The organism is Burkholderia sola (assembly GCF_905400185.1).
In the GTDB taxonomy this organism is placed as follows: Bacteria; Pseudomonadota; Gammaproteobacteria; order Burkholderiales; family Burkholderiaceae; genus Burkholderia; species Burkholderia sola.
Genome location: NZ_FR989675.1, coordinates 72,311 through 95,559, shown reverse-complemented (window position 1 = coordinate 95,559; position 23,249 = coordinate 72,311). Strand labels below are relative to the sequence as shown.

Annotated in this window: 23 protein-coding genes; 6 read left to right on the top strand and 17 right to left on the bottom strand. The window is 67.2% G+C overall.

Annotation, left to right across the window (positions count from 1 at the left end):
* Positions 1-23: 23 nt before the first annotated feature.
* The 11 genes from KR541_RS00450 to KR541_RS00400 form a co-directional block, all read right to left on the bottom strand.
* Positions 24-779: an ABC transporter ATP-binding protein gene (locus KR541_RS00450; protein WP_050015818.1), complete on the bottom strand. Its 756-nt coding sequence runs from the start codon at positions 777-779 to the stop codon at positions 24-26.
* Positions 779-2,563, bottom strand: a complete 1,785-nt coding sequence (locus tag KR541_RS00445; RefSeq protein ID WP_050015816.1) for a branched-chain amino acid ABC transporter ATP-binding protein/permease — start codon at positions 2,561-2,563, stop codon at positions 779-781. The genes KR541_RS00450 and KR541_RS00445 overlap by 1 nt, the downstream gene beginning before the upstream one ends.
* A 4-nt stretch (positions 2,564-2,567) precedes the next feature.
* Positions 2,568-3,623, bottom strand: a complete 1,056-nt coding sequence (locus tag KR541_RS00440) for a branched-chain amino acid ABC transporter permease (protein ID WP_089488022.1) — start codon at positions 3,621-3,623, stop codon at positions 2,568-2,570.
* Positions 3,624-3,793: 170 nt separating this feature from the next.
* A complete protein-coding gene (locus KR541_RS00435) occupies positions 3,794-4,951 on the bottom strand; it encodes an ABC transporter substrate-binding protein (RefSeq protein ID WP_050015812.1) in 1,158 nt (385 codons plus the stop codon).
* A gap of 76 nt (positions 4,952-5,027) precedes the next feature.
* Positions 5,028-5,801, bottom strand: a complete 774-nt coding sequence (locus KR541_RS00430) for a hypothetical protein (RefSeq protein ID WP_216089307.1) — start codon at positions 5,799-5,801, stop codon at positions 5,028-5,030.
* A 211-nt stretch (positions 5,802-6,012) separates the two neighbouring features.
* Positions 6,013-6,990 (bottom strand): branched-chain amino acid ABC transporter permease, encoded by a 978-nt coding sequence (locus KR541_RS00425; protein WP_050015810.1) that lies wholly within the window; start codon positions 6,988-6,990, stop codon positions 6,013-6,015.
* Positions 6,990-7,874, bottom strand: coding sequence for a branched-chain amino acid ABC transporter permease (locus KR541_RS00420; protein ID WP_050015808.1), 885 nt, complete (start codon positions 7,872-7,874; stop codon positions 6,990-6,992). The genes KR541_RS00425 and KR541_RS00420 overlap by 1 nt, the downstream gene beginning before the upstream one ends.
* 128 nt (positions 7,875-8,002) lie before the next feature.
* Positions 8,003-9,202, bottom strand: a complete 1,200-nt coding sequence (locus KR541_RS00415) for an ABC transporter substrate-binding protein (RefSeq protein ID WP_050015806.1) — start codon at positions 9,200-9,202, stop codon at positions 8,003-8,005.
* Between the two features lie 77 nt (positions 9,203-9,279).
* Positions 9,280-10,035 carry an ABC transporter ATP-binding protein gene (locus tag KR541_RS00410; protein WP_050015804.1) on the bottom strand — a complete coding sequence of 252 codons (756 nt, stop codon included), beginning with the start codon at positions 10,033-10,035 and terminating at the stop codon, positions 9,280-9,282.
* Positions 10,032-10,811 (bottom strand): ABC transporter ATP-binding protein, encoded by a 780-nt coding sequence (locus KR541_RS00405; protein ID WP_006477266.1) that lies wholly within the window; start codon positions 10,809-10,811, stop codon positions 10,032-10,034. The genes KR541_RS00410 and KR541_RS00405 overlap by 4 nt, the downstream gene beginning before the upstream one ends.
* 435 nt (positions 10,812-11,246) lie before the next feature.
* Positions 11,247-12,932, bottom strand: coding sequence for a GMC family oxidoreductase (locus KR541_RS00400; RefSeq protein WP_216089306.1), 1,686 nt, complete (start codon positions 12,930-12,932; stop codon positions 11,247-11,249).
* A 182-nt stretch (positions 12,933-13,114) separates the two neighbouring features.
* On the opposite strand from KR541_RS00400, the gene KR541_RS00395 reads away from it, so the two are divergent.
* Together KR541_RS00395 and KR541_RS00390 are read left to right on the top strand one after the other, a co-directional pair.
* A complete protein-coding gene (locus KR541_RS00395) occupies positions 13,115-14,014 on the top strand; it encodes a LysR family transcriptional regulator (RefSeq protein ID WP_089488019.1) in 900 nt (299 codons plus the stop codon).
* A 182-nt stretch (positions 14,015-14,196) separates the two neighbouring features.
* Positions 14,197-14,730 carry a class IV adenylate cyclase gene (locus KR541_RS00390; RefSeq protein ID WP_050015796.1) on the top strand — a complete coding sequence of 178 codons (534 nt, stop codon included), beginning with the start codon at positions 14,197-14,199 and terminating at the stop codon, positions 14,728-14,730.
* Between the two features lie 66 nt (positions 14,731-14,796).
* Here KR541_RS00390 and KR541_RS00385 read toward each other — a convergent pair whose 3' ends face one another.
* Positions 14,797-15,282 (bottom strand): Lrp/AsnC family transcriptional regulator, encoded by a 486-nt coding sequence (locus KR541_RS00385; RefSeq protein ID WP_050016018.1) that lies wholly within the window; start codon positions 15,280-15,282, stop codon positions 14,797-14,799.
* Between the two features lie 138 nt (positions 15,283-15,420).
* Between KR541_RS00385 and phhA the strand changes: the two genes are divergently transcribed.
* A complete protein-coding gene (gene phhA / locus KR541_RS00380; RefSeq protein ID WP_050016016.1) occupies positions 15,421-16,314 on the top strand; it encodes a phenylalanine 4-monooxygenase in 894 nt (297 codons plus the stop codon).
* A gap of 68 nt (positions 16,315-16,382) precedes the next feature.
* On the top strand, positions 16,383-16,760 hold the full coding sequence (locus tag KR541_RS00375) for a 4a-hydroxytetrahydrobiopterin dehydratase (RefSeq protein ID WP_256122001.1): 378 nt from the start codon (positions 16,383-16,385) through the stop codon (positions 16,758-16,760).
* A 91-nt stretch (positions 16,761-16,851) separates the two neighbouring features.
* Here KR541_RS00375 and KR541_RS00370 read toward each other — a convergent pair whose 3' ends face one another.
* Positions 16,852-17,082, bottom strand: a complete 231-nt coding sequence (locus tag KR541_RS00370) for a DUF3717 domain-containing protein (RefSeq protein ID WP_006401493.1) — start codon at positions 17,080-17,082, stop codon at positions 16,852-16,854.
* A gap of 122 nt (positions 17,083-17,204) precedes the next feature.
* Between KR541_RS00370 and KR541_RS00365 the strand changes: the two genes are divergently transcribed.
* Complete coding sequence (locus KR541_RS00365; protein WP_006401494.1) at positions 17,205-17,897, top strand: response regulator; 693 nt, start codon at positions 17,205-17,207, stop codon at positions 17,895-17,897.
* A gap of 120 nt (positions 17,898-18,017) precedes the next feature.
* Entirely contained in the window at positions 18,018-19,502 is a 1,485-nt protein-coding gene (locus tag KR541_RS00360; protein ID WP_089488017.1) for a sensor histidine kinase, read from the top strand.
* 145 nt (positions 19,503-19,647) lie between these two features.
* On the opposite strand, the gene KR541_RS00355 is transcribed toward KR541_RS00360, so the two are convergent.
* The 4 genes from KR541_RS00355 to KR541_RS00340 all read right to left on the bottom strand — a co-directional run bounded on the left by KR541_RS00355 (position 19,648) and on the right by KR541_RS00340 (position 23,065).
* Positions 19,648-20,178, bottom strand: a complete 531-nt coding sequence (locus KR541_RS00355) for an SET domain-containing protein (protein WP_050015789.1) — start codon at positions 20,176-20,178, stop codon at positions 19,648-19,650.
* 177 nt (positions 20,179-20,355) lie between these two features.
* A complete protein-coding gene (locus KR541_RS00350) occupies positions 20,356-21,468 on the bottom strand; it encodes an NADH:flavin oxidoreductase/NADH oxidase (protein WP_089488016.1) in 1,113 nt (370 codons plus the stop codon).
* Positions 21,469-21,687: 219 nt separating this feature from the next.
* Positions 21,688-22,398, bottom strand: coding sequence for a glutamine amidotransferase (locus tag KR541_RS00345; RefSeq protein ID WP_050016013.1), 711 nt, complete (start codon positions 22,396-22,398; stop codon positions 21,688-21,690).
* A 28-nt stretch (positions 22,399-22,426) separates the two neighbouring features.
* Entirely contained in the window at positions 22,427-23,065 is a 639-nt protein-coding gene (locus tag KR541_RS00340) for a MarR family winged helix-turn-helix transcriptional regulator (RefSeq protein WP_050015785.1), read from the bottom strand.
* Positions 23,066-23,249 lie beyond the last annotated feature (184 nt).

The window sequence follows — 23,249 nt, the reverse complement described above, 5'->3', positions numbered from 1 at the left end:
TTTCCCGTCCACCGCACCGGCAATCAAGCCGTCTTCTTCGCCAACCCAAGATACGTCTCGATCACACGCGGATTCTGCGCAAGCTCGGCCGCCGGCCCTTCCAGCGCAAACTCGCCCGTCTCCAGCACATAGCCATAGTCGGAGATCTGCAGCGCCGCCCGTGCATTCTGCTCGATCAGCAGCGTCGCCACGCCGGTGCCGCGCAACGCGCTGATGATATGAAAGATCTCCTTCACGATCAGCGGCGCCAGCCCGAGGCTCGGTTCGTCGAGCATCAGCAGGTCGGGCTTGCCCATCAGCGCGCGGCCGACTGCCAGCATCTGCCGCTCGCCGCCGGACAGCGTGCCGGCCGCCTGCCGGCGCCGCTCCTTCAGCCGCGGAAACAGCGCGAACACGTGATCGAGCTGATCGAGGAAGTTCGATTCCCCCGCCTGCTTGCGCCGATACGCGCCGAGCACGAGGTTGTCCTCGACCGTCATCGTGCTGAACAGCTCGCGCTTTTCCGGTACGAGGCACATTCCACGCGCGACGCGCTGCTCGACCGGCAACACGCTGACGTCGGTACCGCGATACACGACCGCGCCCGACGCGTGCCCCGTTACCGGGAGCGCCCCCATGATCGCGTTCAGCAGCGTCGATTTACCGGCGCCGTTCGGGCCAATCACGCTGACGATCTGCCCCGCCCCCACCTTGATTGCCGCACCGTGCAGCGCCTCCACCTTCCCGTACCGCACCGCCAGCCCGCGTACGTCGAGAATCGGCATCGTCGTGTCCGTCATCACTCCACCCCGCCCAGATACGCTTCGAGCACGGCCGGGTCCTGCTGCACGTCCTGCGGCAGCCCTTCCGCGATCCGCGTGCCGAATTCCATCACCACCAACCGGTCGGTGAGGTTCATCACGAAATCCATGTCATGTTCCACGAGCAACACGCTCATTCCTTCCGCCTTCAGCCGCCGCAGCAGGTCGGCGAGTTGCTGCTTCTCCTGGTAACGCAGCCCCGCCGCCGGCTCGTCGAGCAACAGCAGCGTCGGATCGCAGCACAGCGCCCGCGCGATTTCGAGAATCCGCTGCTGACCAAGCGCGAGGCTCCCCGCGTCGTCGTACATGTGCGCTTCGAGCCCGACACGCCGGATCTGGCGCGCGGCTTCGGCCAGCAACTGCGCTTCCTCGTGCGCATTGAGCCGCGCAATGCTGCGCCACACGCCGGTATGACCGCGCAGATGCGCGCCGATCGCGACGTTCTCGAGCACCGTCATCGTCGGCAGCAGCTTCACGTGCTGGAACGTGCGACCGATGCCGCGGCGGACGATCTGGCGCGACGTCAGCCCGTCGATGCGCTCGCCGCGGAACGTGATCGCGCCGCCGGTCGGCTTCAGCACGCCGGTCACGAGGTTGAACGTGGTCGACTTGCCCGCGCCGTTCGGGCCGATCAACCCGATGATCTGCCCCGCTTTCACGTCGAAGCTGACGTCGTTCACGGCCACGAGCCCGCCGAACTGCTTGCGTGCGGTGTCGACGACGAGCAGCGGCTCGCCGGCCACGGGCTTCGCGCGCTGCGGCAGCGGATCGGCCTGCTCGGGCACGTGCGCACGGGGCCCGCGCGGGAACAGTCTCGCGACGAACGGCCATACGCCCTGGCGCGCGTACTGCAGCAGCAGCACCATCAGCACGCCGAACACGATGATCTCGAAGTTGCCTTCCGAGCCGAGCAGTTTCGGCAGCAGCGTCTGCAGATAGTCCTGCAGCACGGTCAGGATCGCCGCGCCGAGCACCGCGCCCCATACGTGCGACACGCCGCCCACCACAGCCATGAACAGGAATTCGATCCCGTGGTTCAGACCGAACGGCGTCGGGTTCACCGCGCGCTGCAGGTGTGCGTACAGGAAGCCCGATACCGCCGCGAGCACGGCCGCGTAGACGAAGATCACGACGCGCATCCACGCGGTGTTCACGCCCATCGCCTCGGCCATCACGCCGCCGCCGCGCAGCGCGCGGATCGCGCGGCCGGGCCGGCTGTTGAGCAGGTTCTGCACCGACACGATCGCGGCCAGCACCACGGCCCAGATCAGGAAGTACAGGCTGCGGCCGCTGTCGAGCACGATGCCGAACAGGTTCAGCGCCGGAATCCCGTTGATCCCGTCGTACTTGCCGAGCAGTTCGAGGTTGCCGAACAGGTAGAACAGCGCGAGGCCCCACGCGATCGTGCCGAGCGGCAGGAAGTGCCCGGACAGCCGCATCGTCACCGCGCCGAGCACGAGCGCGACGAGCGCCGTCAGCACAACGCCGACGATCAGCGCGAGCCACGGCGATACGCCGTAGCGCGTCGTCAGGAACGCGGTCGCATACGCGCCGATGCCGACGAACGCGGCCTGTCCGAAGCTCGTCATCCCGCCGACGCCCGTCAGCAGCACGAGCCCGATCGCGACGATCGCATACAGGCCGATGTAGTTCAGCAGCGTGATCCAGTATTCGGGCACCTGCAGCGCGCCGGGCAGCACCGGCAGCGCGAACAGCACCACGAGAAACAGCCAGAAGGTCTTGTTGCGTACCATCGTCTTCATCGCGTCACTCCTCTTCCTCTTCCGCATGCGGCGTCGCGAAGCTCCGCCACAGCAGCACCGGAATGATCAGCGTGAACACGATCACCTCCTTGTAGGCGCTCGCCCAGAACGACGAATACGATTCGAGCACGCCGACGAGCAGCGAGCCGGCGGCCGCGAGCGGATAGCTGACGAGCCCGCCGATGATCGCGCCGACGAAGCCCTTCAGCCCGATCAGGAAGCCCGAGTCGTAGTAGATCGTCGTCAGCGGGCCGACGAGGATCCCGGACAACACGCCGAGCCCCGCCGCGAACGTGAACGCGAGCCGCCCGGCTTCGGTCGTGCCGATGCCGACGAGCCGCGCACCGAGCCGGTTCACCGACGTCGCGCGCAGCGCCTTGCCGGCGATCGTGCGCCCGAAGTACACATACAGCGCGCCGATCAGCACGAGCGCCGTGACGACGACCAGGATGCTCTGCACCGACACCGTCATGCTGCCGATCGCGAGCGACGCGTCCGAGAACCCGTTGGTACGCGAGCCTTCCGCGCCGAACATCACGAGGCCGAGGCCGACCATCGCGAAATGGACGGCGACCGACACGATCAGCAGCAGCAGCGTCGTGCCTTCGGCGATCGGCTGGTACACGAGCCGGTAGACGAACGGCCCCATCGGCACGACGATCGCGAGCGTCAGCGCGATCTGCGCGAGCATCGGCATCGGCTGCGCGGCGAAGCTGCGCGTGATTGCGAACACCGCGAGCGGCAGCAGGATGTAGCGGCTGCCGAGCGTCGCGAGCGTGCGGCCGAGCTGATGGCGGCGTTCGCGATGCCGGATCAGGCCGCCGGCTTCGAGCAGGAAGCATGCGACGCCCATCACGAACAGCAGCCAGCAGGTGGCGGGAAATTTCTGCGCCTGCAACGCGGCCAGCGTCAGCGCACCGTAGGCGACGAATTCGCCCTGGGGAATGAAGATCACCCGCGTGACGGAAAACACCAGCACGAGCGCCAGCGACAACAATGCATAAATGGCGCCGGTCGTGATGCCGTCTTGCGCGAGGATCGCCGCAATCGAGAGATCCATACGTTTCGTGTATCGAGAGAATGCTGCGGAGAAACGAAAGGCGGAAACGGCCGGGGCGCACGGCGGGCCCCGGCCGTTCCAGGCGGCACGGATGCGGCCGTGACGCGCGCCGCCCTGCCGACGGCGTGCGCGGCGCCGTTCGCGCCGCGCACGCCGGTTTCACGTGACGCTTACTCGGCCTGCAACTTCCACTTGCCGTCGACGATCTGCACCATCACGCGCGCACGTGTGTCGAAGCCGTTGTGATCCGTCGCCGTCATGTTGATCACGCCGTGCGAGACGGGCAGGTCCTTCACGCTTTCGAGCGACGCGCGCAGCGCTTCGCGGAACGCCTCGGTGCCCGGCTGGCCCTTCTTCAGCGCGTCCGGGATCGCGCGCTGCAGCAGCAGGCCCGCATCCCACGCATGGCCGCCGAAAGTCGACAGCGAACCCGCGCCGTAAGCCTTCTCGTACGCGGCCTTGTAGCCGAGCGCCGGCTTCTTCACCGGATTCGAATCGGGCAGCTGGTCGGTCACGAGCACCGGGCCGGCCGGCAGGATCTCGCCTTCGCAATCCTTGCCGCACACGCGCAGGAAATCGTTATTCGCGACGCCGTGCGTCTGGTAGACCTTGCCCTTGTAGCCGCGCTCCTTCAGCGTCTTGGCCGGCAGCGCCGCCGGCGTGCCGGAGCCGGCGATCAGCACCGCATCCGGGTTCGAGCCCAGCAGCTTCAGCACCTGCCCCATCACCGACGCGTCGGTCCGGTTATAGCGTTCGCTCGACACGAGCTTCAGCCCGTTCTTCGCGGCCGCCGCGTCGAACGTCTTGTACCAGCTGTCGCCGTACGCGTCGGCGAAGCCGATGAAGCCGACCGTCTTCACGCCATGCTTCGCCATGTAGCCGGCGATCGCGTCGGCCATCAACTGGTCGTTCTGCGGCACCTTGAACATCCACGCGCGCTTCGCGTCCATCGGCGCGATGATCTGCGCGCTCGCCGCGAGCGAGATCGTCGGCGTCTTGCCCTGCGACACCGGATCGAGCATCGCGAGCGAGTTCGGCGTGACGGACGAGCCGATGATCGCGTCGACGTGGTCCTCGTCGATCAGCTTGCGCACGTTCTGCACCGCACGGCTCGTGTCGGACGCGTCGTCCAGCACGATGTACTGCACGCTCTTGCCCGCGATCTCCTTCGGCAGCAGCGCGATCGTGTTCTTTTCCGGAATCCCGAGCGACGCGGCGGGCCCGGTGGCCGACAGCGTCACGCCGATCTTCACCTGCGCCGACGCCGTGGCCGCCGCACACACGAGGCCCGCGGCAAGCAGGGCCTCCATCCATCGATTCATCTTCATTTACGTTGTCTCCAAACGCTGCTCGAAAAAACCACGGTTGCTCGGGCGGCTCCCGGTCCCCAAACAAGTTAATATCTTAATTATCCCACCCGTCCGCGCCCATGCTCGTTTTCCCGCGACACGCCGCCACGCGCCGCGCGCCGATTGAAACGGCCGTCCGACCGTCACGATGCGCAGCAGCGGTGTCGTCAGGATGAAGAAAGCGAAGAAATGCGGGAGCGTGCGCAAGCTCGTTGCGCGCGCATCGATGGTCGGCACGCACGGCAAGCGATGAAACCTCGGAAAGCCCGCCGCTCATGCGATTGCGCATACGGATGCAGAGACGGATGCGAGCGCAACGACCCGCGCCGGCGCCGGGACGCGCATACAGGCCGCGGAACGGCTCGGAAATGCCCTGATGACCCATCGGGCACCCCATGACGAACGAACGGCGTCCGCCGCGTCTCCTGCCCCGAACCACCGTGCTGCGCTGCTCATCCAACCGTACTCCCTGTTCTGCATTGTGCTTGTAGGAGAACTGCCGACCGATTTTCCCGACCGCACGGTCGGCGAAAGCCGAGTGTAACGGACGCCTTTCGCGCCCGCCAACCGGGTAAGCCCGAAGCGCCTGTGCAGGATTGCGCATCGTCGGCGAACGGATCGCGGGAAACGGAAAAACGGGCAACGCGGCAAAGCGCGGAAAAGACGCGGTGCGAACGCAAACGCGGAAAGCGGCGCCATCGGCTGGCGTGCGGGCCGATGCACCATCGAGGGAATTCGTGCACGCAAATGAAAAAGCGCTGTTGGATTCCGTCCAACAGCGCTTTGGGGTCCGGGCACTTTGTGCCTCGATTGTCTCCTCGTTCTCCACCTGCAAATTCGTTTCGCGGTGCATCAGAACTGAAGTGAATCTTAAAGAGGCTTAAGCACCACGACAACTTAGCATTTACCCCTATGGTGCATTGCCGCACGAAAATGGGGCACCAGCCGGCCGCGCGGCGACGGCCCGAGCCCGCGGTGACGCCCTTCCCGGCCGAGCCGGATGGTGCTTCGCATCAACGCGGGCGACGCGCACCGCATGCTCACGACGACGCCCTGAGCGGCTTGATACGCGCGACCATCTCACCGACGATGCCGCGCCGGAACGCCAGCACGCATGCGATGAAGATCAGCCCAGTGACGATCGTCGTCGATTCGCCGAGCGAATGGAACCACGCGACGCCCGTCGTCGACGCGAGCCATTCGCCGATGTCGCCGAGCCGGTCTTCCAGCGCGACGATCAGCGCGGCGCCGAGCAGCGGCCCGAACAGCGTGCCCATCCCGCCGACGAGCGTCATCAGCACGACGAGGCCCGACATCGTCCAGTACGCATCCGACAGCGTCTCGAAGCCGAGCACGAGCACCTTCAGCGAGCCGGCCAGCCCCGCGAGCGCGGCCGACAGGATGAACGCGAGCAGCTTGAAGCGATCGGTGTCGTAGCCGAGCGAGATCGCGCGCGCTTCGTTCTCCTTGATCGCGACGAGCACCTGGCCGAACGGCGAATGGACGACCCGCACGATGAACGCGCACGCGGCCACGACCGCCGCCAGCACGACGTAGTACAGCGTGACGTCGTTCGACAGGTCGAGCAGCCCGAACAGATGGCCGCGCGGCACGCCCTGCAGGCCGTCCTCGCCGTGCGTGAACGGCGCCTGCAGATAGATGAAGTAGACCATCTGCGCGAACGCGAGCGTGATCATCGCGAAGTAGATGCCTTGCCGGCGGATCGCGAACAGCCCGACGACGAGCCCGAGCAGCGTCGCGGCGACGGTGCCGGTCAGCACGCCGAGCTCCGGCGTGAAACCGAGCGTCTGCATCGAATAGCCGGTCGCATAGCCGGCCGTCGCGAGGAACATCGCATGGCCGAACGACAGCAGCCCCGTATAGCCGATCAGCAGGTTGAACGCGGCCGCGAACAGCGCGAACGCGAGCACCTTCATCACGAACACCGGATACGCGCCGATGAACGGCGCGGCGAGCAGTGCGGCGAGCAGCACGCCGTAGAGCACTTTTCTCTGCATCATTTTTCCTTGCCGAAGAGGCCCGCCGGGCGGAACAGCAGCACGATCGCCATGATCACGAACACGACGGTGGCCGACGCTTCGGGATAGAACACGCGCGTGAAGCCCTCGATCACGCCGAGCAGCAGGCCCGTGACGATCGAGCCGAGGATCGAGCCCATCCCGCCGATCACGACCACCGCGAACACGGTGATGATCATCGGCTGGCCCATCAGCGGCGACACCTGGATCACCGGCGCGGCCAGCACGCCCGCGAACGCGGCGAGCGCGACGCCGAAGCCGTAGGTGAGCGTGATCATCATCGGCACGTTCACGCCGAACGCCTCGACGAGCTTCGGGTTCTCGGTGCCCGCGCGCAGGTACGCGCCGAGGCGCGTCTTCTCGATCACGAACCACGTCGCGAGGCACACCGCGAGCGACGCGACGACGACCCACGCGCGATAGTTCGGCAGGAACATGAAGCCGAGGTTGGTCGCGCCGGACAGCTGCGACGGCACGTCGTACGGTTGGCCGGATGCGCCGTAGATCGAGCGGAACACGCCTTCGACGACGAGCGTGAGGCCGAACGTGAGCAGCAGCCCGTACAGGTGATCGAGCTTGTACAGCCAGCGCAGCATCGAGCGTTCGATCGCGATCCCGAACGCGCCGACGATCAATGGCGCCAGCACGAGCATCGCCCAGTACGGCAGCGCGAAATACGACAGCCCCATCCACGCGAGCATCGCGCCCAGCATGAACAGCGCGCCGTGCGCGAAGTTGATCACGTTGAGCAGCCCGAAGATCACTGCGAGCCCGAGGCTCAGGATCGCATAGAACGAGCCGTTGACGAGCCCGAGCAGCAACTGGCTCAGCATCGCCGGCAACGGAATGCCAAAGATTTCCATCGACTTAGCCGTCAGAATGAGTTTCGTTGCGTACGCAACTTTGCAGCCGCGCGCACGCGGGCGGCGCAGCGGGCACGTCGCTGCCACCGCCACCGTGCGGCGCGCCCGTGCGCGCCGCTATCCGATGCTTACTTCCACAGCGCGCAGCGCGTTTCCTGCTTGGTGCCGAACGCCTGTTCGCCCGGAATCGTCGCGAGCACCTTGTAGTAGTCCCACGGCTCCTTCGATTCCGACGGCTTCTTCACTTCCATCAGGTACATGTCGTGGATCATGCTGCCGTCCTGACGGATGTAGCCCTTCGCGTAGAAGTCGCTGATCTTGATCTTCTTCAGCTCGGCCATCACCTTGTCGGAATCGGTCGTCCCGGCGGCCTGCACGGCCTTCAGGTAGGTCGTCACCGACGAGTAGTCGGCCGCCTGCAGGCTCGACGGCATCTTCTTCATCTTGCCGAAGTAGCGCTGCGCCCACTGGCGCGACGCCGCGTCGCGGTTCCAGTACCAGCTGTCGGTCAGCACGAGGCCCTGCGTCGTCTCGAGGCCGAGGCTGTGCACGTCGTTGATGAACATCAGCAGCCCGGCGAGCTTCATCGTCTTCGTGATGCCGAATTCCTTCGCGGCCTTGATCGAGTTGATCGTGTCGCCGCCCGCGTTCGCGAGACCGAGGATCTGCGCCTTCGACGATTGCGCCTGCAGCAGGAACGACGAGAAATCCGACGCGGACAGCGGATGCCGCACCGCCCCCAGCACCTGTCCGCCGCTCGCCTTCACGACGTCCGACGTGTTCTTCTCGAGCGCCTTGCCGAACGCGTAGTCGGCGGTCAGGAAGAACCACGTCTTGCCGCCCTGCTTCACCACCGCCGAGCCGGTGCCTTTCGCGAGCGCCATCGTGTCGTACGCATAGTGCACCGTGTACGGCGTGCACTCCTCGTTCGTCAGCGTGTCCGCGCCCGCGCCGATGTTGATGTAGACCTTCTTCTTCTCCGCGGCCAGCTTGGCCATCGCCAGCGCCGTCCCCGAATTCGTGCCGCCGACGAGCAGGTCGAGCCCGCCGCGGTCGATCCATTCGCGCGCCTTCGACGCGGCGATGTCCGCCTTGTTCTGGTGATCCGCGTACACGACCTCGATCGGCTTGCCGAGCACCTTGCCGCCGAAGTCGGCGACCGCCATGCGGATCGCCTCGAGACCGCCCTGGCCGTCGATGTCCGCATACAGCCCCGACATGTCGGTGACGAAACCGATCTTCACGCTATCCGCGGCATGCGCGGCGCCAGCGGTGAGTGCGGCGGTCGCGAGCGCGAGACAGGCCTGTGCGAGGGTCTTCATTTTCATTGACGTCTCCTGTTGTTCTGATGCGTTGTGGTTATTCGAGGGCCGCCACGGCTAGCGGCAACGGAAACGAGGCGGCGTCATACTCCGAGCAGGTCGTGCAGGGTCGGCATCTTGCCTTCCAGTTCGGACGCGCGGAAATGCTCGACGATGCTGCCGTGCTCCATCACGTAGAAGCGGTCGGCGAGCGGCGCGGCGAAGCGGAAATTCTGTTCGACCATCACGATCGTGTAGCCGCGCGCCTTCAGCGCGACGATCATCCGCGCGAGCGCCTGGACGATCACCGGCGCGAGGCCTTCGGAGATCTCGTCGAGCAGCAGCAGGTTCGCGCCGGTGCGCAAAATTCGCGCGACCGCGAGCATCTGCTGCTCGCCGCCGGACAGCCGCGTGCCTTGGCTCTGCCGGCGCGACGCGAGGTTCGGGAACATCGCGTAGATCTCGTCGAGCGACATCGAATGCTCGCGCGGCCCGATCAGCGGCGGCAGCATCAGGTTCTCCTCGCACGACAGGCTCGAGAAGATCCCGCGCTCCTCCGGGCAATAGCCGATGCCGTAATGCGCGATGCGATGCGTCGCGAGGCCGATCGTCTCGTGGCCGGCGACCTTGATCGACCCGCTGCGGCGGCCCGTGAGGCCCATGATCGCGCGCAGCGTCGTCGTGCGGCCCGCGCCGTTGCGGCCGAGCAGCGTGACGACCTCGCCGCGATGCACGGTCAGGTCGACGCCGTGCAATATGTGGGATTCCCCGTACCAGGCCTCCAGGCCCGTGATTTCCAGCGCAGGCGTACCGCTCTCGACGCCGCTCAATTCGCGTTCCTCCCGTTCGCTGTGCTTCATGCGTGCGCCCCCGCGAGCGCCGCGTCGGCGCTGCCCATGTAGGCTTCGATGACGAGCGGATTCTTCGACACTTCCGCGTACGAGCCTTCGGCCAGCACCTCGCCGCGTTGCAGGACGGTGATCGTGTCGGAGATCCCCGCGATCACGTTCATGTTGTGCTCGACCATCAGGATCGTGCGGCCGCTCGCGACCTTCTTGATCAGCGCGGTCACGCGGTCGACGTCCTCGTGGCCCATCCCCTGCGTGGGCTCGTCGAGCAGCATCAGTTCGGGCTCCATCGCGAGCGTCGTCGCGATCTCGAGCGCGCGCTTGCGGCCGTAGGCCAGCTCGACGGTCGGCACGTGCGCGAAATCGGTGAGGCCGACCTGCGTGAGCAGGTCCATCGCGCGATCGTCGAGCCGCTTCAGCGTGCGTTCGCTGCGCCAGAAATGGAATTCGGTGCCGAGCGCGCGTTGCAGGCCGATGCGCACGTTCTGCAGCGCGGTCAGGTGCGGGAACACGGCCGATATCTGGAACGAGCGGATGATGCCGCGCCGCGCGACCTGCGCGGGCCGCTCGTCGGTGATGTCGATGCCGTTGAAGACGATCTGGCCGGCCGTCGGCGTCAGAAATTTGGTGAGGAGGTTGAAACAGGTGGTCTTGCCCGCGCCGTTCGGCCCGATCAATGCGTGGATCGCGCCGCGGCGCACACGCAGGTTGACGCCGTTCACGGCGGTGAAGCCCCTGAATTCCTTCGTCAGTCCGCGTGTTTCCAGAATCGTGTCGCCGAGAATCATGTTCCCTTCCGTACGAAGTCAGGCGAAGCACCGGGAAGCCTGGCGCAAGCGGCCGCGAACAGGTCAGCGGATCAGCGGGCTGCCCCCGGGCGCCGTGGTACGCCTCGAGGGTTGGTCTCCCGCGCCGACGCGTATGCACATTACAGAACATTGTCGCGCCGTTGGTGCAGTGCAATCATCGGGATTTGCACTTATAGGGGTGGCCGCCATATCGGATGCGACGGCGCACGGTTATTCACCACGCTTTTTTGACACGTGCATCATCACGCGTTGACCTGCCGCAGGATCTGGCACGCGCGCGCCCGATAAAAAACCGCGCGACGGCGCGGCTTGCACGGATCTTGCCGTTAGAGCGGACGCGCCGGCAGCTTGTTTCGCATAGCGAATCAGCGGGCGTTCGCATGACGGCCCGCTGGCGCGCGGGTCAGCGAGCCTTCATGCCGCCGTCACCGCGGCCTCGGTGCGCACCGACGTCGTTTCGCGCGCCGCACGGCGGTCGGCACGAATCATGTCGCTCGCGCGCTCGGCGATCATCAGCGTCGGCGAATTGGTGTTGCCCGACGTGATGAACGGCATCACCGACGCGTCGACGATCCGCAACCCCGCGATGCCGCGCACGCGCAGCCGGCTGTCGACCACCGCGCGCGCGTCGTCCGCACGCCCCATCCGGCACGTGCCGACCGGATGGAAGATCGTCGTGCCGACGACGCCGGCCGCGTCGATCAGTTCGGCCTCGGTCTGGTACCGCGGGCCCGGCAGGATTTCCTCGGGGCGATAGCGCGCGAGCGCCGGCGCGGACGCGATCCGGCGCGTGAGGCGCAGCGCGTTCGCGGCGACGTGACGATCGTGATCGGTCGACAGATAGTTCGGCGCGATCGTCGGTGCGCTGCCCGGATCGGCGCTCGTGACGTGCACGCTGCCGCGCGAGGTCGGCCGCAAATGGCAGACCGACGCCGTAAACGCGTTGAAGCCGTGCAGCGGCTCGCCGAAGCGTTCGAGCGACAGCGGCTGCACGTGGTATTGGAGATCGGGACGCGTGAGCGCGGGATCGTCCGGATCCGATTTCGCGAACGCGCCGAGCTGCGACGGCGCCATCGACATCGGCCCGCGCTGCAGCAGCGCATATTCGGCGCCGATCATCAGCTTGCCCCACCAATGCGCGGACAGCGTGTTGAGCGTACGCACGCCGTCGACGCGAAACGCCATCCGCAATTGCAGATGATCCTGCAGGTTTTCGCCGACGCCCGGCAGATCCTGCACGACGTCAATGCCGAGCGCCTGCAGCCGCCGGCCATCGCCGACACCCGACAGTTCGAGCAGTTGCGGCGAATTCACCGCACCCGACGTCAGCAGCACTTCCGCGCGCGCCCGCGCGACGTAGTCGGTGCCGCCGCCGTGATATTCGACGCCGACCGTGCGCCGACCGTCGAAGATCACGCGCTGCGCATGCGCGCCGGTGATCACGGTCAGGTTCGGGCGCGCCATCGCGGGCCGCAGGAACGCCTTCGACGTATTCCAGCGCACGCCGCGCTTCTGGTTCACTTCGAAATAGCCGACCCCGGCATTGTCGCCGCGGTTGAAATCGTCGGTGGCGGGAATGCCCGTCTGCTGCGCGGCCTGCGCGAACGATTCGAGGATCTCCCAGCGCAGCCGCTGTTTCTCGACGCGCCAGTAGCCACCCGCGCCGTGCGCATCGCTCGTGCCCGCATGGTGATCCTCGCTGCGCTTGAAGATCGGCAGCACGCTGTCCCACGACCAGCCGGCGTCGCCGGTTTCCTGCGCCCAGTTGTCGTAATCCTCGCGCTGGCCGCGCATGTAGATCATCCCGTTGATCGACGAGCAGCCGCCGAGCACGCGGCCGCGCGGATACGACAGCGCGCGGCCGTTCAGCGCCGCTTCGGGCTGCGTCTTGTACAGCCAGTCGGTGCGCGGGTTGCCGATGCAGTACAGATAGCCGACCGGGATATGGATCCAGTGATAGTCGTCCTTGCCGCCCGCCTCGAGCAGCAGCACGCTGATGTCGGGATCCTCGGTCAGGCGGTTCGCGAGCACGCAACCCGCGGTGCCCGCGCCGACGATCACGTAGTCGAATTCGCCCTCGAGCGTGCGTTGAGTACTCACGGCGTGTCTCCTTCCTGCTTGTTGTGTACCGCGCGGCGCGATGCCGCGCGCATGTTCAGCATAGTGCGTCGCGCCGCGCCTGCGGCCCCGCGCCACGATCCGATGAAGCGTACTCCCGCGCCCGGCCGCCGATCCAATGAGTTATGCTGAACTGCGTTATAAGCCACGCTCATATCACAACGATGGATCTCACCCTGCTTCGCGCGTTCGCGACGGTCGCCCGCGAAGGCAACCTGACGCGCGCCGCCGTGCAGCTACATTTGACGCAGCCCGCCGTCAGCCTGCAGATCAAGCATCTGCAGGAAACGCTCGGGGTCGTGCTGTTCACGCGCACGTCGCGCGGGCTCGCGCTCACGCGCGACGGGCAGACGCTGCTGCCGCACGCGGAGCGCGCGCTCGCCGCCGCCGCCGACGTGCAGCGCGCCGCTGCCGCGCTGCGGCACGAGGTGCGCGGCCGGCTGCGAATCGGCACGATCCTCGATCCGGGGTTCCTGCGGCTCGGTGGCTTCCTGCGCGCGCTGGTCGAGACCCATCCGCAGATCGAAACGGCGCTGCGGCACGGGATGTCGGGCTGGGTGATCGAACAGGTGCGCGCGCAGGCGCTCGACGTCGGCTACACCATCGGCCGGCCCGAAGAGGACGCGCCGCGCGACGGCGCGCTGTTCCACACCGTCACGCTCACGCGCTTCGAATACCGCGTGCTCGCGCCGGCCGGCTGGAAGGAGCGCGTGCAGCGCGCGCACGACTGGCGTGCGCTGGCCGCGCTGCCGTGGATCTGGACGCCGCCCGCGTCCGCGCATCACCGGCTGCTGTCGCGCCTCTTCGCGGCGGCCGGCGCGCAGCCGGTGAAGGTCGCCGAGGTCGACCAGGAGCAATCGATGCTCGATCTCGTCAAATCGGGGATCGGGTTGACGCTCGCGCGCGATTCGATCGCGCTGGCCGAGGCGCACGCGCATGCGCTGACGATCGTCGAACGCATGACGGTGCCGACCGAGCTGACGTTCGTGACGCTCGCCGAGCGGCGCGACGAGCCGGCGATCGCGGCTGCGCTGCGGTTGATCGACGCGCAGTGGGCGACATGAGCGCGGCTGATATCGACGCGGCCCGTTACGCATCGAGTTTCGGCGCCTGACGCATGCCGTGGATCGAATCGCGTGCCCCGCGTCGTGTCGCCGCGGCCGGTCCGCGCGTCACGCCACCATCGCAGGCTTTTTGCTAGATTGTGCGTTCGCACACCGCGAGACCCCGATTGAAGGAGACCCGCATGGCCCGCAACATCGAGATCAAAGCCCGCGCCCGCGAATTCGACCGGCTGCGCGAACGGGCGGCCCAGCTCGCGACCGAAGCGCCGCTCTTCTACCGCCAGCAGGATTTCTTCTATGACGTGCCGCGCGGCCGGCTCAAGCTGCGCCGCTTCGAGGATGGCACGCCGGCCGAGCTGATCTTCTACCAGCGCGACGATCGCGACGGCCCGAAGGCGTCGTACTACACGCGCAGCCCGGTGACGAATCCCGACGCGATGCATTCGCTGCTCGCGACCGCGCTGACCACGCGCGGGATCGTGACGAAGGAGCGGCACGTGTACCTCGCCGGCCGCACGCGCATCCACCTCGACCGCGTCGACGGCCTCGGCGATTTCATCGAGCTCGAAGTCGTGCTGGGCCCCGACGACGACGAAGCGGGCGGCGAAGCCGAAGCGCACGAGGTGTTCGCGAAACTCGGCGTCGCGCAGGACGATCTCGTCGCGGTCGCGTACGTCGATCTGCTGAACGCCGACACCCAGCCCGAAACGGCCTGATCCGGCCCCAGCGAAGGCGGTACGGCGCGTGCCGCCTTCAGCGCCGATGCCGCGGCCGCGTCCCCGTCACGCGGCGCCCGGCGCGAGATGCGCGAGCGGCAATGCACCGTTGCGCTTGAAGGTCGTCAGCACGATGTTCGAGCGCACGCTGTCGACGCCCGGCACCCGCATCAGCTTCTTCATCACGAACTGCGACAGCGCGTTGAGATCCGGCGCGACGATCCGCAGCAGGTAGTCGGCATCGCCCACCACCGCATGACATTCGAGCACTTCGGGCAGCACGTCGATCTGCTGCTGGAACTGCTCGATGATCGAATCGCCGTGATGCTTGAGCTTCAGGCTCGTGAACGCGGTCACGCCGAGCCCGAGCTTTTCGGGTCGCAGCATCACGCGGTAGCCTTCGATCACGCCGGCCGCCTCCAGCCGCTGCAGCCGCCGGCCGATCTGCGACGGCGACAGCGGCACCTGCTCGCCCAGCTGCTGATGCGTCGCGCGACCGAAGCGCTGCAGCACGTCCAGCAACGCGAGATCGAAGTGATCGAGTTCCAGCATGAGCATTCTCCGCATTGATTCGTTATTTGATGCGCAATTATCGCATCACTAAGCGAATTGACGCCAACTATGCGCCCAATCCGCGCGTCGCCCGCTCTACACTTGCATGATCCCAACCCCAGCGTGCAGAGCCTGATCATGTCCACCGTCGTCACCGCGAAACTGCAGGAGCAGTTCGATGCGGGCCTCGAAACCCGCGCCGATTTCACCATCGACCAGCCGCTGCAGCGCTACGGCCAGGTCGACCACGCGGTGTGGCAGCAGCTCTATGCGCGCCAGTCGGCGCTGCTGCGCGGCCGCGCGTGCGACCCGTTCGTCGCCGGGCTCGGCAAGATCGCGCTGCCGGCCGATCGCGTGCCGTCGTTCGCCGACGTGAACCGTCAGCTGAAGCCCGCGACCGGCTGGGAAATCGTCGCGGTGCCCGGCCTCGTGCCCGACCGCGTGTTCTTCGCGCATCTCGCGAACCGGCGTTTCCCGGTCACCTGGTGGATGCGCCGTCCCGACCAGCTCGACTACCTGCAGGAACCCGACTGCTTCCACGACCTGTTCGGCCACGTGCCGCTGCTGATCGACCCGGTGTTCGCCGACTACATGCAGGCGTACGGCCGCACCGCGCTCGCGGTCGCCGACGACGAAGCGGCGCTGGCGCGGCTCGCGCGCCTCTATTGGTATACGGTGGAATTCGGGCTGATCCGCGATCCGCGCGGCACGAACGGGCTGTCGATCTACGGCGCCGGGATCGTGTCGAGCAAGGGCGAAAGCCTGTACAGCCTCGAAAGCGCGGCGCCGAACCGGCTCGGGTTCGACCTCGAGCGCGTGATGCGCACGAAGTACCGGATCGACACGTTCCAGAAGACCTACTTCGTGATCGACGATTTCGCGCAGCTGTTCGCGCTCGCCGACGTCGATGGCCGCGCGCTGGCCGACCGGCTCGCGGGGCTGCCCGAATTCGCGGCCGGCGCGGTGCTCGACACCGATCGCGTGCTGCATCGCGGCACGGGCGAAGGCTGGCCCGACGACGCCGACGCGTGACGCGCCGGGCGTCGGCCGTCGGCCGTCGGTTGCCGGCCGCCCGTCGTCCTTTCCGCAACTATGGAACAATGAACGATGCCGGCTTCGCCGCGCGGCGCAGCCGCGCGCGGGCGCCGTTACCGAACGAGAGGTGCAAGATGATCCACAAGCTCACATCCGAAGAACGCAAGACCCGGCTCGAAGGCCTGCCGCAGTGGACGGCCGTGCCGGGCCGCGACGCGATCCAGCGCCGCCTGCGCTTCGCCGATTTCAACGAGGCATTCGGCTTCATGACGCGCGTCGCGATCAAGGCGCAGGAAATGAACCACCATCCGGAATGGTTCAACGTGTACAACCGCGTCGACGTCACGCTGTCGACCCACGACGCCGACGGCCTGACCGAACGCGACATCGAACTCGCGCGGTTCATCGACGGCGCCGCCGCGCACGCGCAACCGGGCGCCTGAATCCCGTCTCCGCCGCCGCGCGCTTTCCGTGCGCGGCGCGTCAACTTTTCATTTCGCTGAACGTTTTCTAGGATGTACTCAGCGAAAGCCTTCAGCTTTCCAAGCCATCCTTAAGGCGCACGTAAGTCTCGTACGCTTTCCGCGCCTTGGGGTCCAAACCTTCCAGTTGCAGCGCGCTTTCGCGCTGTACAATCAGCAGCGCATACGGCTTGGAGAGCGCGCTGGCCTCTTCGCAGAGTTTGAGTTCGTCGCCGCTCGACGGCGAGCGGGCGCGCCAGAAATTGATCGCGGCTTCGAGGTCGTGGATCGAAATATCGGACATGATTGGATTTAATCGTTCGCTGGCCGCCATGCTTGATGTCAGGCGATGCGGCGTTCCTGTGGAAACGGCTTCGTGCTGTCCGCGTGCCTGAACCGCCAACCCATTGTACTTGAGCGAACTTCATGCGACTCCTTCTGATCGAAGACGACCGCCCCATCGCACGCGGTATCCAGAGCAGCCTCGAGCAGGCTGGCTTCACCGTCGACATGGTGCATGACGGCATCTTTGCCGAACAGGCGCTGGCACAGAACCGCCACGAACTCGTGATCCTCGACCTCGGCCTGCCGGGCATCGACGGCATGACGCTGCTCACGCGCTTTCGCCAGACCAACCGCCACACGCCGGTGATCGTGCTGACCGCCCGCGACGAGCTGAACGACCGGATCCAGGGCCTGAACTCCGGCGCCGACGATTACATGCTCAAGCCGTTCGAGCCGGCCGAGCTCGAAGCGCGTATCCGCGCGGTGATGCGCCGCAGCGGCCCGCACAGCGACATGCCGCGTCCCGAAGTGTCGCTCGGCGGCGTCCGCCTGTCGGGCGTCGACCGCCGCATCTTCAACGACGACAAGCCGCTCGAACTGTCGCCGCGCGAATTCGCGGTACTGGAAATGCTGCTGCTGCGGCACGGCCGCGTCGTCAGCAAGGCGCAGTTGCAGGATCACCTCACGCACTTCGGCGGCGATCTCGGCGACACCGCGATCGAAGTCTACGTGCACCGCGTCCGCAAGAAACTCGAGCAGTGCCGGGTCGAAATCGTCACGGTGCGCGGCTTCGGCTACCTGCTGCAGGAAATCCGCCAGACGGCGAGTGTCTGAGCGACGCCGCGCGCCGGCCGGCCGCGTGCCGCCGGCGCACGCGTGCTGCTCTGCGTCGCCGTTCCCGGCGCACGACCGCGCCGCTCCCCGTGAGCGGCGCTTATCCTTTTGCCCGTCGAAATGTCTTCTGATCCGGCTGTGACCACCAGCCTGCGCCGCTCGCTGCTCCGGCGCCTCGCCGCCCCGCTGTCGATGCTCGCGCTGATGAGCGGCCTGATCGCCTACTGGCTCGCGTGGCAATACACGCAGCACGTGATCGACCGCTCGCTCGCCGATCTCGCGACCGCGATCTCCAAGCAGATCCAGATCGCCGGCCCCGACGCGCCGTTCACGGTGCCGCCGCTCGCGCAGGCGATGTTCTCCGATCCAGCCGAAGCGCTGATCTACCGGATCAGCGACGGCGAGGAGGAACTCGCCGGCGATCCGAAGCTGCCGCTGCAGGGCATCAACGTGCGCCGCATGCATCACGCGTACGTGTTCGAGGCCGAATACGACAATCGCGCGGTCCGGGTCGCGCAGGTGCGCGTCGACAACGTCGAGGGCGGCCGGCCGATGGTCGTCGAAGTCGCGCAGCCGGTGCGGCACCGCTACCGGATCGCGGCCGAATTCCTCGTCGCGATCATGATGCCGCTGCTGTTGCTGCTGCTCGCGGGCTGGGGCATCGTATGGCGCGTCGTGAACCAGCAGTTGGGCCCGCTCACGCATCTCGCCGATTCGCTGAACCGGCAAACCCATACGTCGCTGGAACCGGTCGACGAAACCGACGTGCCGCTGGAGATCCGGCCGCTGACCAGCGCGATGAACGCGCTGCTCGGCCGCCTGAAGACCGCGCTCGACGCGCAGCGCAAGTTCATCGCCGATGCTGCCCACCAGTTGCGCACGCCGCTCACCGCGGTGAAGCTGCATGCCGAGCAGGCGGCCGTCGCGCGCGACCCGCACCAGACCTTCGCCGCGGTGCGCGAGCTGCGCGCGGCCGCCGACCGCGCGGTACGGCTGTCCAATCAGTTGCTGTCGCTCGCGCGGGCCGAGCCGGGCGAACAGGCCGCGCGCTTCGTCGACGTCGATCTCGCGGCGATGGCGTTCGAGACCGGCGCCGAATGGGTGCCGCGCGCGCTCGCGTCGCACGTCGACCTCGGCTTCCAGCGCAGCGACGAGCCGGGCGACGACGAGAAGCTGATCGTGCGCGGCAACCCGGTGCTGCTGCGCGAGGTGATCGCGAACCTGCTCGACAATGCACTGAAGTACGTGCCGCTCGCGCGGCCGGACGGCGCGCGGATCACGGTGAACGTCGCGCGCGCCGCGCTCGAGGACAGCCAGCCGGCCGCCGAGATCGTCGTCGAGGACAACGGCCCCGGCGTGCCCGCGAACCAGCAGGCCGACCTGTTCAAGCGCTTCTTCCGCGGCGACGCGCAAAGCGGCAACGGTGTCGAAACCGGCGCCGGGCTCGGGCTCGCGATCGTGCACGACATCATCGCGATGCACGGCGGCACCGTGTCGTACGAGGATGCATCGGAAGGCGGCTCGCGCTTCGTGGTGCGGGTGCCGCTCGCGACGCGGACGGAAAAACCGGCCAGCGAAACGCCGGCCGCGGCGCCGACGCACTGAGCGATCACCAGCGAGTCGCGGCGGGCAACCGCTGGCCCGTCGACCGGGCGGCCCGCCGGAAAAGGAAAGCGAACGCCGGGCCGCCACGACGCGGCAGCCGCGGGCTGAAACGACCGCGGCAGCGCGCGATGCGCTGCCGCCTGCATCACTTCCTGTTCTTCTTGTCCTTCGAACCGGACGCAGGCTTGCCGTCCTTCTTGTCCTTCTTCTTTTTCTTCTTCCCGCCTTCGTCGGACGTCGCGAGCAACGTGCCGCGGCACGATTCCGCACCGCAGTGGCACGCGTATTCGCGCTTGAGCTTCTTCGTCAGCTTCGCGTCGATCACGAGGCCGTAGTCGTAGAACAGCTCCTCTTCCGGGCCGATATCGCGCAGCGCGTGGATATACACGCGGCCTTTGACTTCCTCGGCTTCGCAGTTCGGCGCGCACGAATGATTGATCCAGCGCGCGCTGTTGCCGTCGACCTTGCCGTCGATCACGCCGCCTTCGTCGAGTGCGAAGTAGAACGTATGATTCGGCTCGCTCGGGTCGTGCGGATGACGGCGCAGCGCTTCCTTCCACGAGATTCGCTCGCCCTTGTATTCCACTACGCGTTCGCCGGCCTTGATCGGCGCCACGGCGAACACGCCCTTGCCGTGTACTCCCGAGCGGCGCACCGCGATCCTGCGTGAACTCATCGAACCAATCCTTGTGAAGACGACTTGAACGGAAGCGACCGCGATCGCGGCCGGGCGCCGCGCCAAACGAAAACGCGGCACCGGTCGGTGCCGCGTCGGGGCATGCGGCGAATCATCCGCATCCTACACGTTCGATATTGCTTCGTTCAACATCGCGCGCAATATTGCGCGATGCGCTCAGCGCTGGCCGAACGCGACGTCGCCGAACAGCGCCTTGTGCTCGCGCGGCTGCGAGCGCCAGTACTGCGGCGGCGCCGTCACCTGCGCGCCGAGCTCGGCCGCCGCATGCCACGGCCAGCGCGGGTCGTACAGCATCGCGCGCGCCATCGCGACGAAATCGGCATCGCCGGCCTCGATCAGCCGGTTCGCATGCTCGGGTTCGTTGATCAGGCCGACCGCGATCGTCGGCATGCCGACCGCCCGCTTCACGGCCTGCGCGAACGGCACCTGATAGCCGGGCGACAGCGGAATCTTCTGCAGCGGCGACACGCCGCCGGACGACACGTCGATCCAGTCGCAGCCGCGGCGCTGCAGTTCGTGCGCGAACGCGATCGTATCGTCGAGTTCCCAGCCGCCTTCGACCCAGTCGGTCGCGGACACGCGCACGCCGACCGGCCGATCGTCCGGAAACGCGGCGCGCACGATCTCGAAGATCTCGAGCGGAAACCGCATCCGGTTTTCGCGCGAGCCGCCGTATTCGTCGGTGCGCCGGTTCGCGAGCGGCGACAGGAACTGATGCAGCAGGTAGCCGTGCGCCGCGTGCACTTCGATCGCATCGATGCCGAGCCGCGCGGCCCGCCGGGCCGACGCCGCGAACGCTTCGCGGATGCGGTTCAGGCCCGCCGCATCGAGCGCGAGCGGCGGCGTCTCGCCGTCCTTGTGCGGAACGGCCGACGGGCCATGCGGCAGCCAGCCGCCGTCGGCGACCGGCACGAGCTGGCCCCCCTCCCACGGCGCCGCACTCGACGCCTTGCGCCCCGCATGCGACAACTGCATCGCGATGCGGATCGGCGAATGCTTGCGGATCGCGGCCAGCACCGGCTTCAGCGCGGCTTCGGTCACGTCGTCCCACAGGCCGAGGTCGCCATGGGTGATGCGTCCGTCGGGTTCCACCGCGGTCGCTTCGATGCACAGCAGCCCGGCGCCCGACAGCGCGAGATGGCCGAGGTGAATCATGTGCCAGTCGGTCGCTTCGCCGCGTTCGGCCGAGTACTGGCACATCGGGGAGATCACGATCCGGTTCGGAAGGGTCACGCCGCGCAGCGTGAACGGAGAAAACAGCGCAGTCATGGAAGCCGCTCGCCAGGAAAGGGAAAGAGCGGACGAGCGTAGCACGCACGCCTGAAGCGTGCAGACAGCGCGCTCCGCAGTAAGCGGATGGTCAGGTATGGCCGGCCGGACGCCGGCGGGGCGTGGAACAAACGGAATAGGCGATGTAAGGCGATGCGCCGGCCCTCAACGGATGCAGGCCGGGCCAATCCTTTCCGGCGGACGGGACCGCCCGCGACGTCAGAGCCCGACGCTACCGAGCCACTCCGCGAACATATGCCGTGCGGCCGTCTCGAGCGCGGGGCCGTGCTGCGCGGTATCGGCGCGCAACTGACGCGCGTCGATGCCGGGCGTCGCGGCGATTTCGCCGGCGTTCGCGATCAGCCACGGTTCGAAGCGATCGGTACGGATCTCGGGATGACATTGCAGCGCCAGCACGTGCTGCCCCCATGCGAATGCCTGGTGGTGGCAGGCCGGCGTCGACGCGAGATGGATCGCACCGCCCGGCAGGTCGAACGTATCGCCATGCCAGTGCAGCATCGATGTCGTCGCGCCGTCGAGATGGCGCAGCGGCGACGCGCGGCCGGCATCGGTGAGCGTCAGCGGCGCCCAGCCGAGCTCGTGCTGCGCGGCCGGATAGACGCGCGCCCCGAGCGCCCGCGCGATGAACTGCGCGCCGAGGCAGATGCCGAGGATCGGCAGCCCCGCGTCGATGCGCTGGCGCACGAGCGCCAGCAGCGGCGCGATCGTCGGATACTGCGCGTCGTCGTACACGCTGAGCGGCCCGCCGAGCACGACGAGCAGCGACGGCTCGAGCACGTCGAGCACCTCGACCCGCGACGATCCGACATCGACATAGCGCACCCGTCGACCGCGTTCGCCGAGCACCTGCTCGAAGCTCCCGAGATCCTCGAAATGCACGTGGCGGATCGCCACGACTTCAGCGTTCATCATCGGCCTCCCGGTCGATCGACGGACGTCAGCCTGCGAAAATCTTCCAGGTCTTCTTCTGCGTCGCCGCGTCGGCTTCTTCCTGCACCGAGCAGTCGAGACGCAGATCGCTGTCGGACATGTCGAGGTCGAGCGTCGCGCAGTGATGCACCGTCTTCTTCGACGGTTTGCCCGGCTGAAAATACGTGCACGTGAGGCACATGCGCTGCGGCGGCGTCGCACCGGCCACCTGCAGCTCGCGCAGCGTCTTCAGCAGCGCGCGGTACAACGTGCCCTGCTCGTCCGCGCCGAGCTTGCCGACTGCTTTCGTCAGGAATTCAGGCCATTGCAGCGCCTTCTTCGCGGCCGTGCGGCCACGCGCCGACAGGCGTACGGCCAATGCCCGGCCGTCGTCCAGCGCACGACGCTTCTCGACGAGCCCCTTCGTCTCGAGCGTGCTGACCGCATCGCTCGTGGTGGCCGCGGTCAGCTGCGTCTCGCGCGCGATCTCGCCGAGCCGCATCGGGCCCTTGCGCTGCAGCAGCAGCACGAGAATCTCGCCTTGCGTCGGCGTCAGGCCAGCGCCTTCCGCCCAATCCCATGCCTCGCTCCGCATGGCCGTGCTCAACCGCAGCAGGCTGTGGGTCACACGTCCCGCAGCCTGGTTCCCGTAAACGCCTTCGCTCATAGTCTTTTCGCTTTGCCGCCGCCCGGATGGCCGAGCGGCCGTAGTGTGGAGATCGAATCCATCTCAAAACAGACGCCCTCTCTCGAGTGCGTCAGCACGGCCGTCGCGAGGCACACGCGGCGGTCGCGTTCGCGGCGACCGGAGAGACACGCATCGTTCCGGTGTCCGCAAAGCCGACATTCTA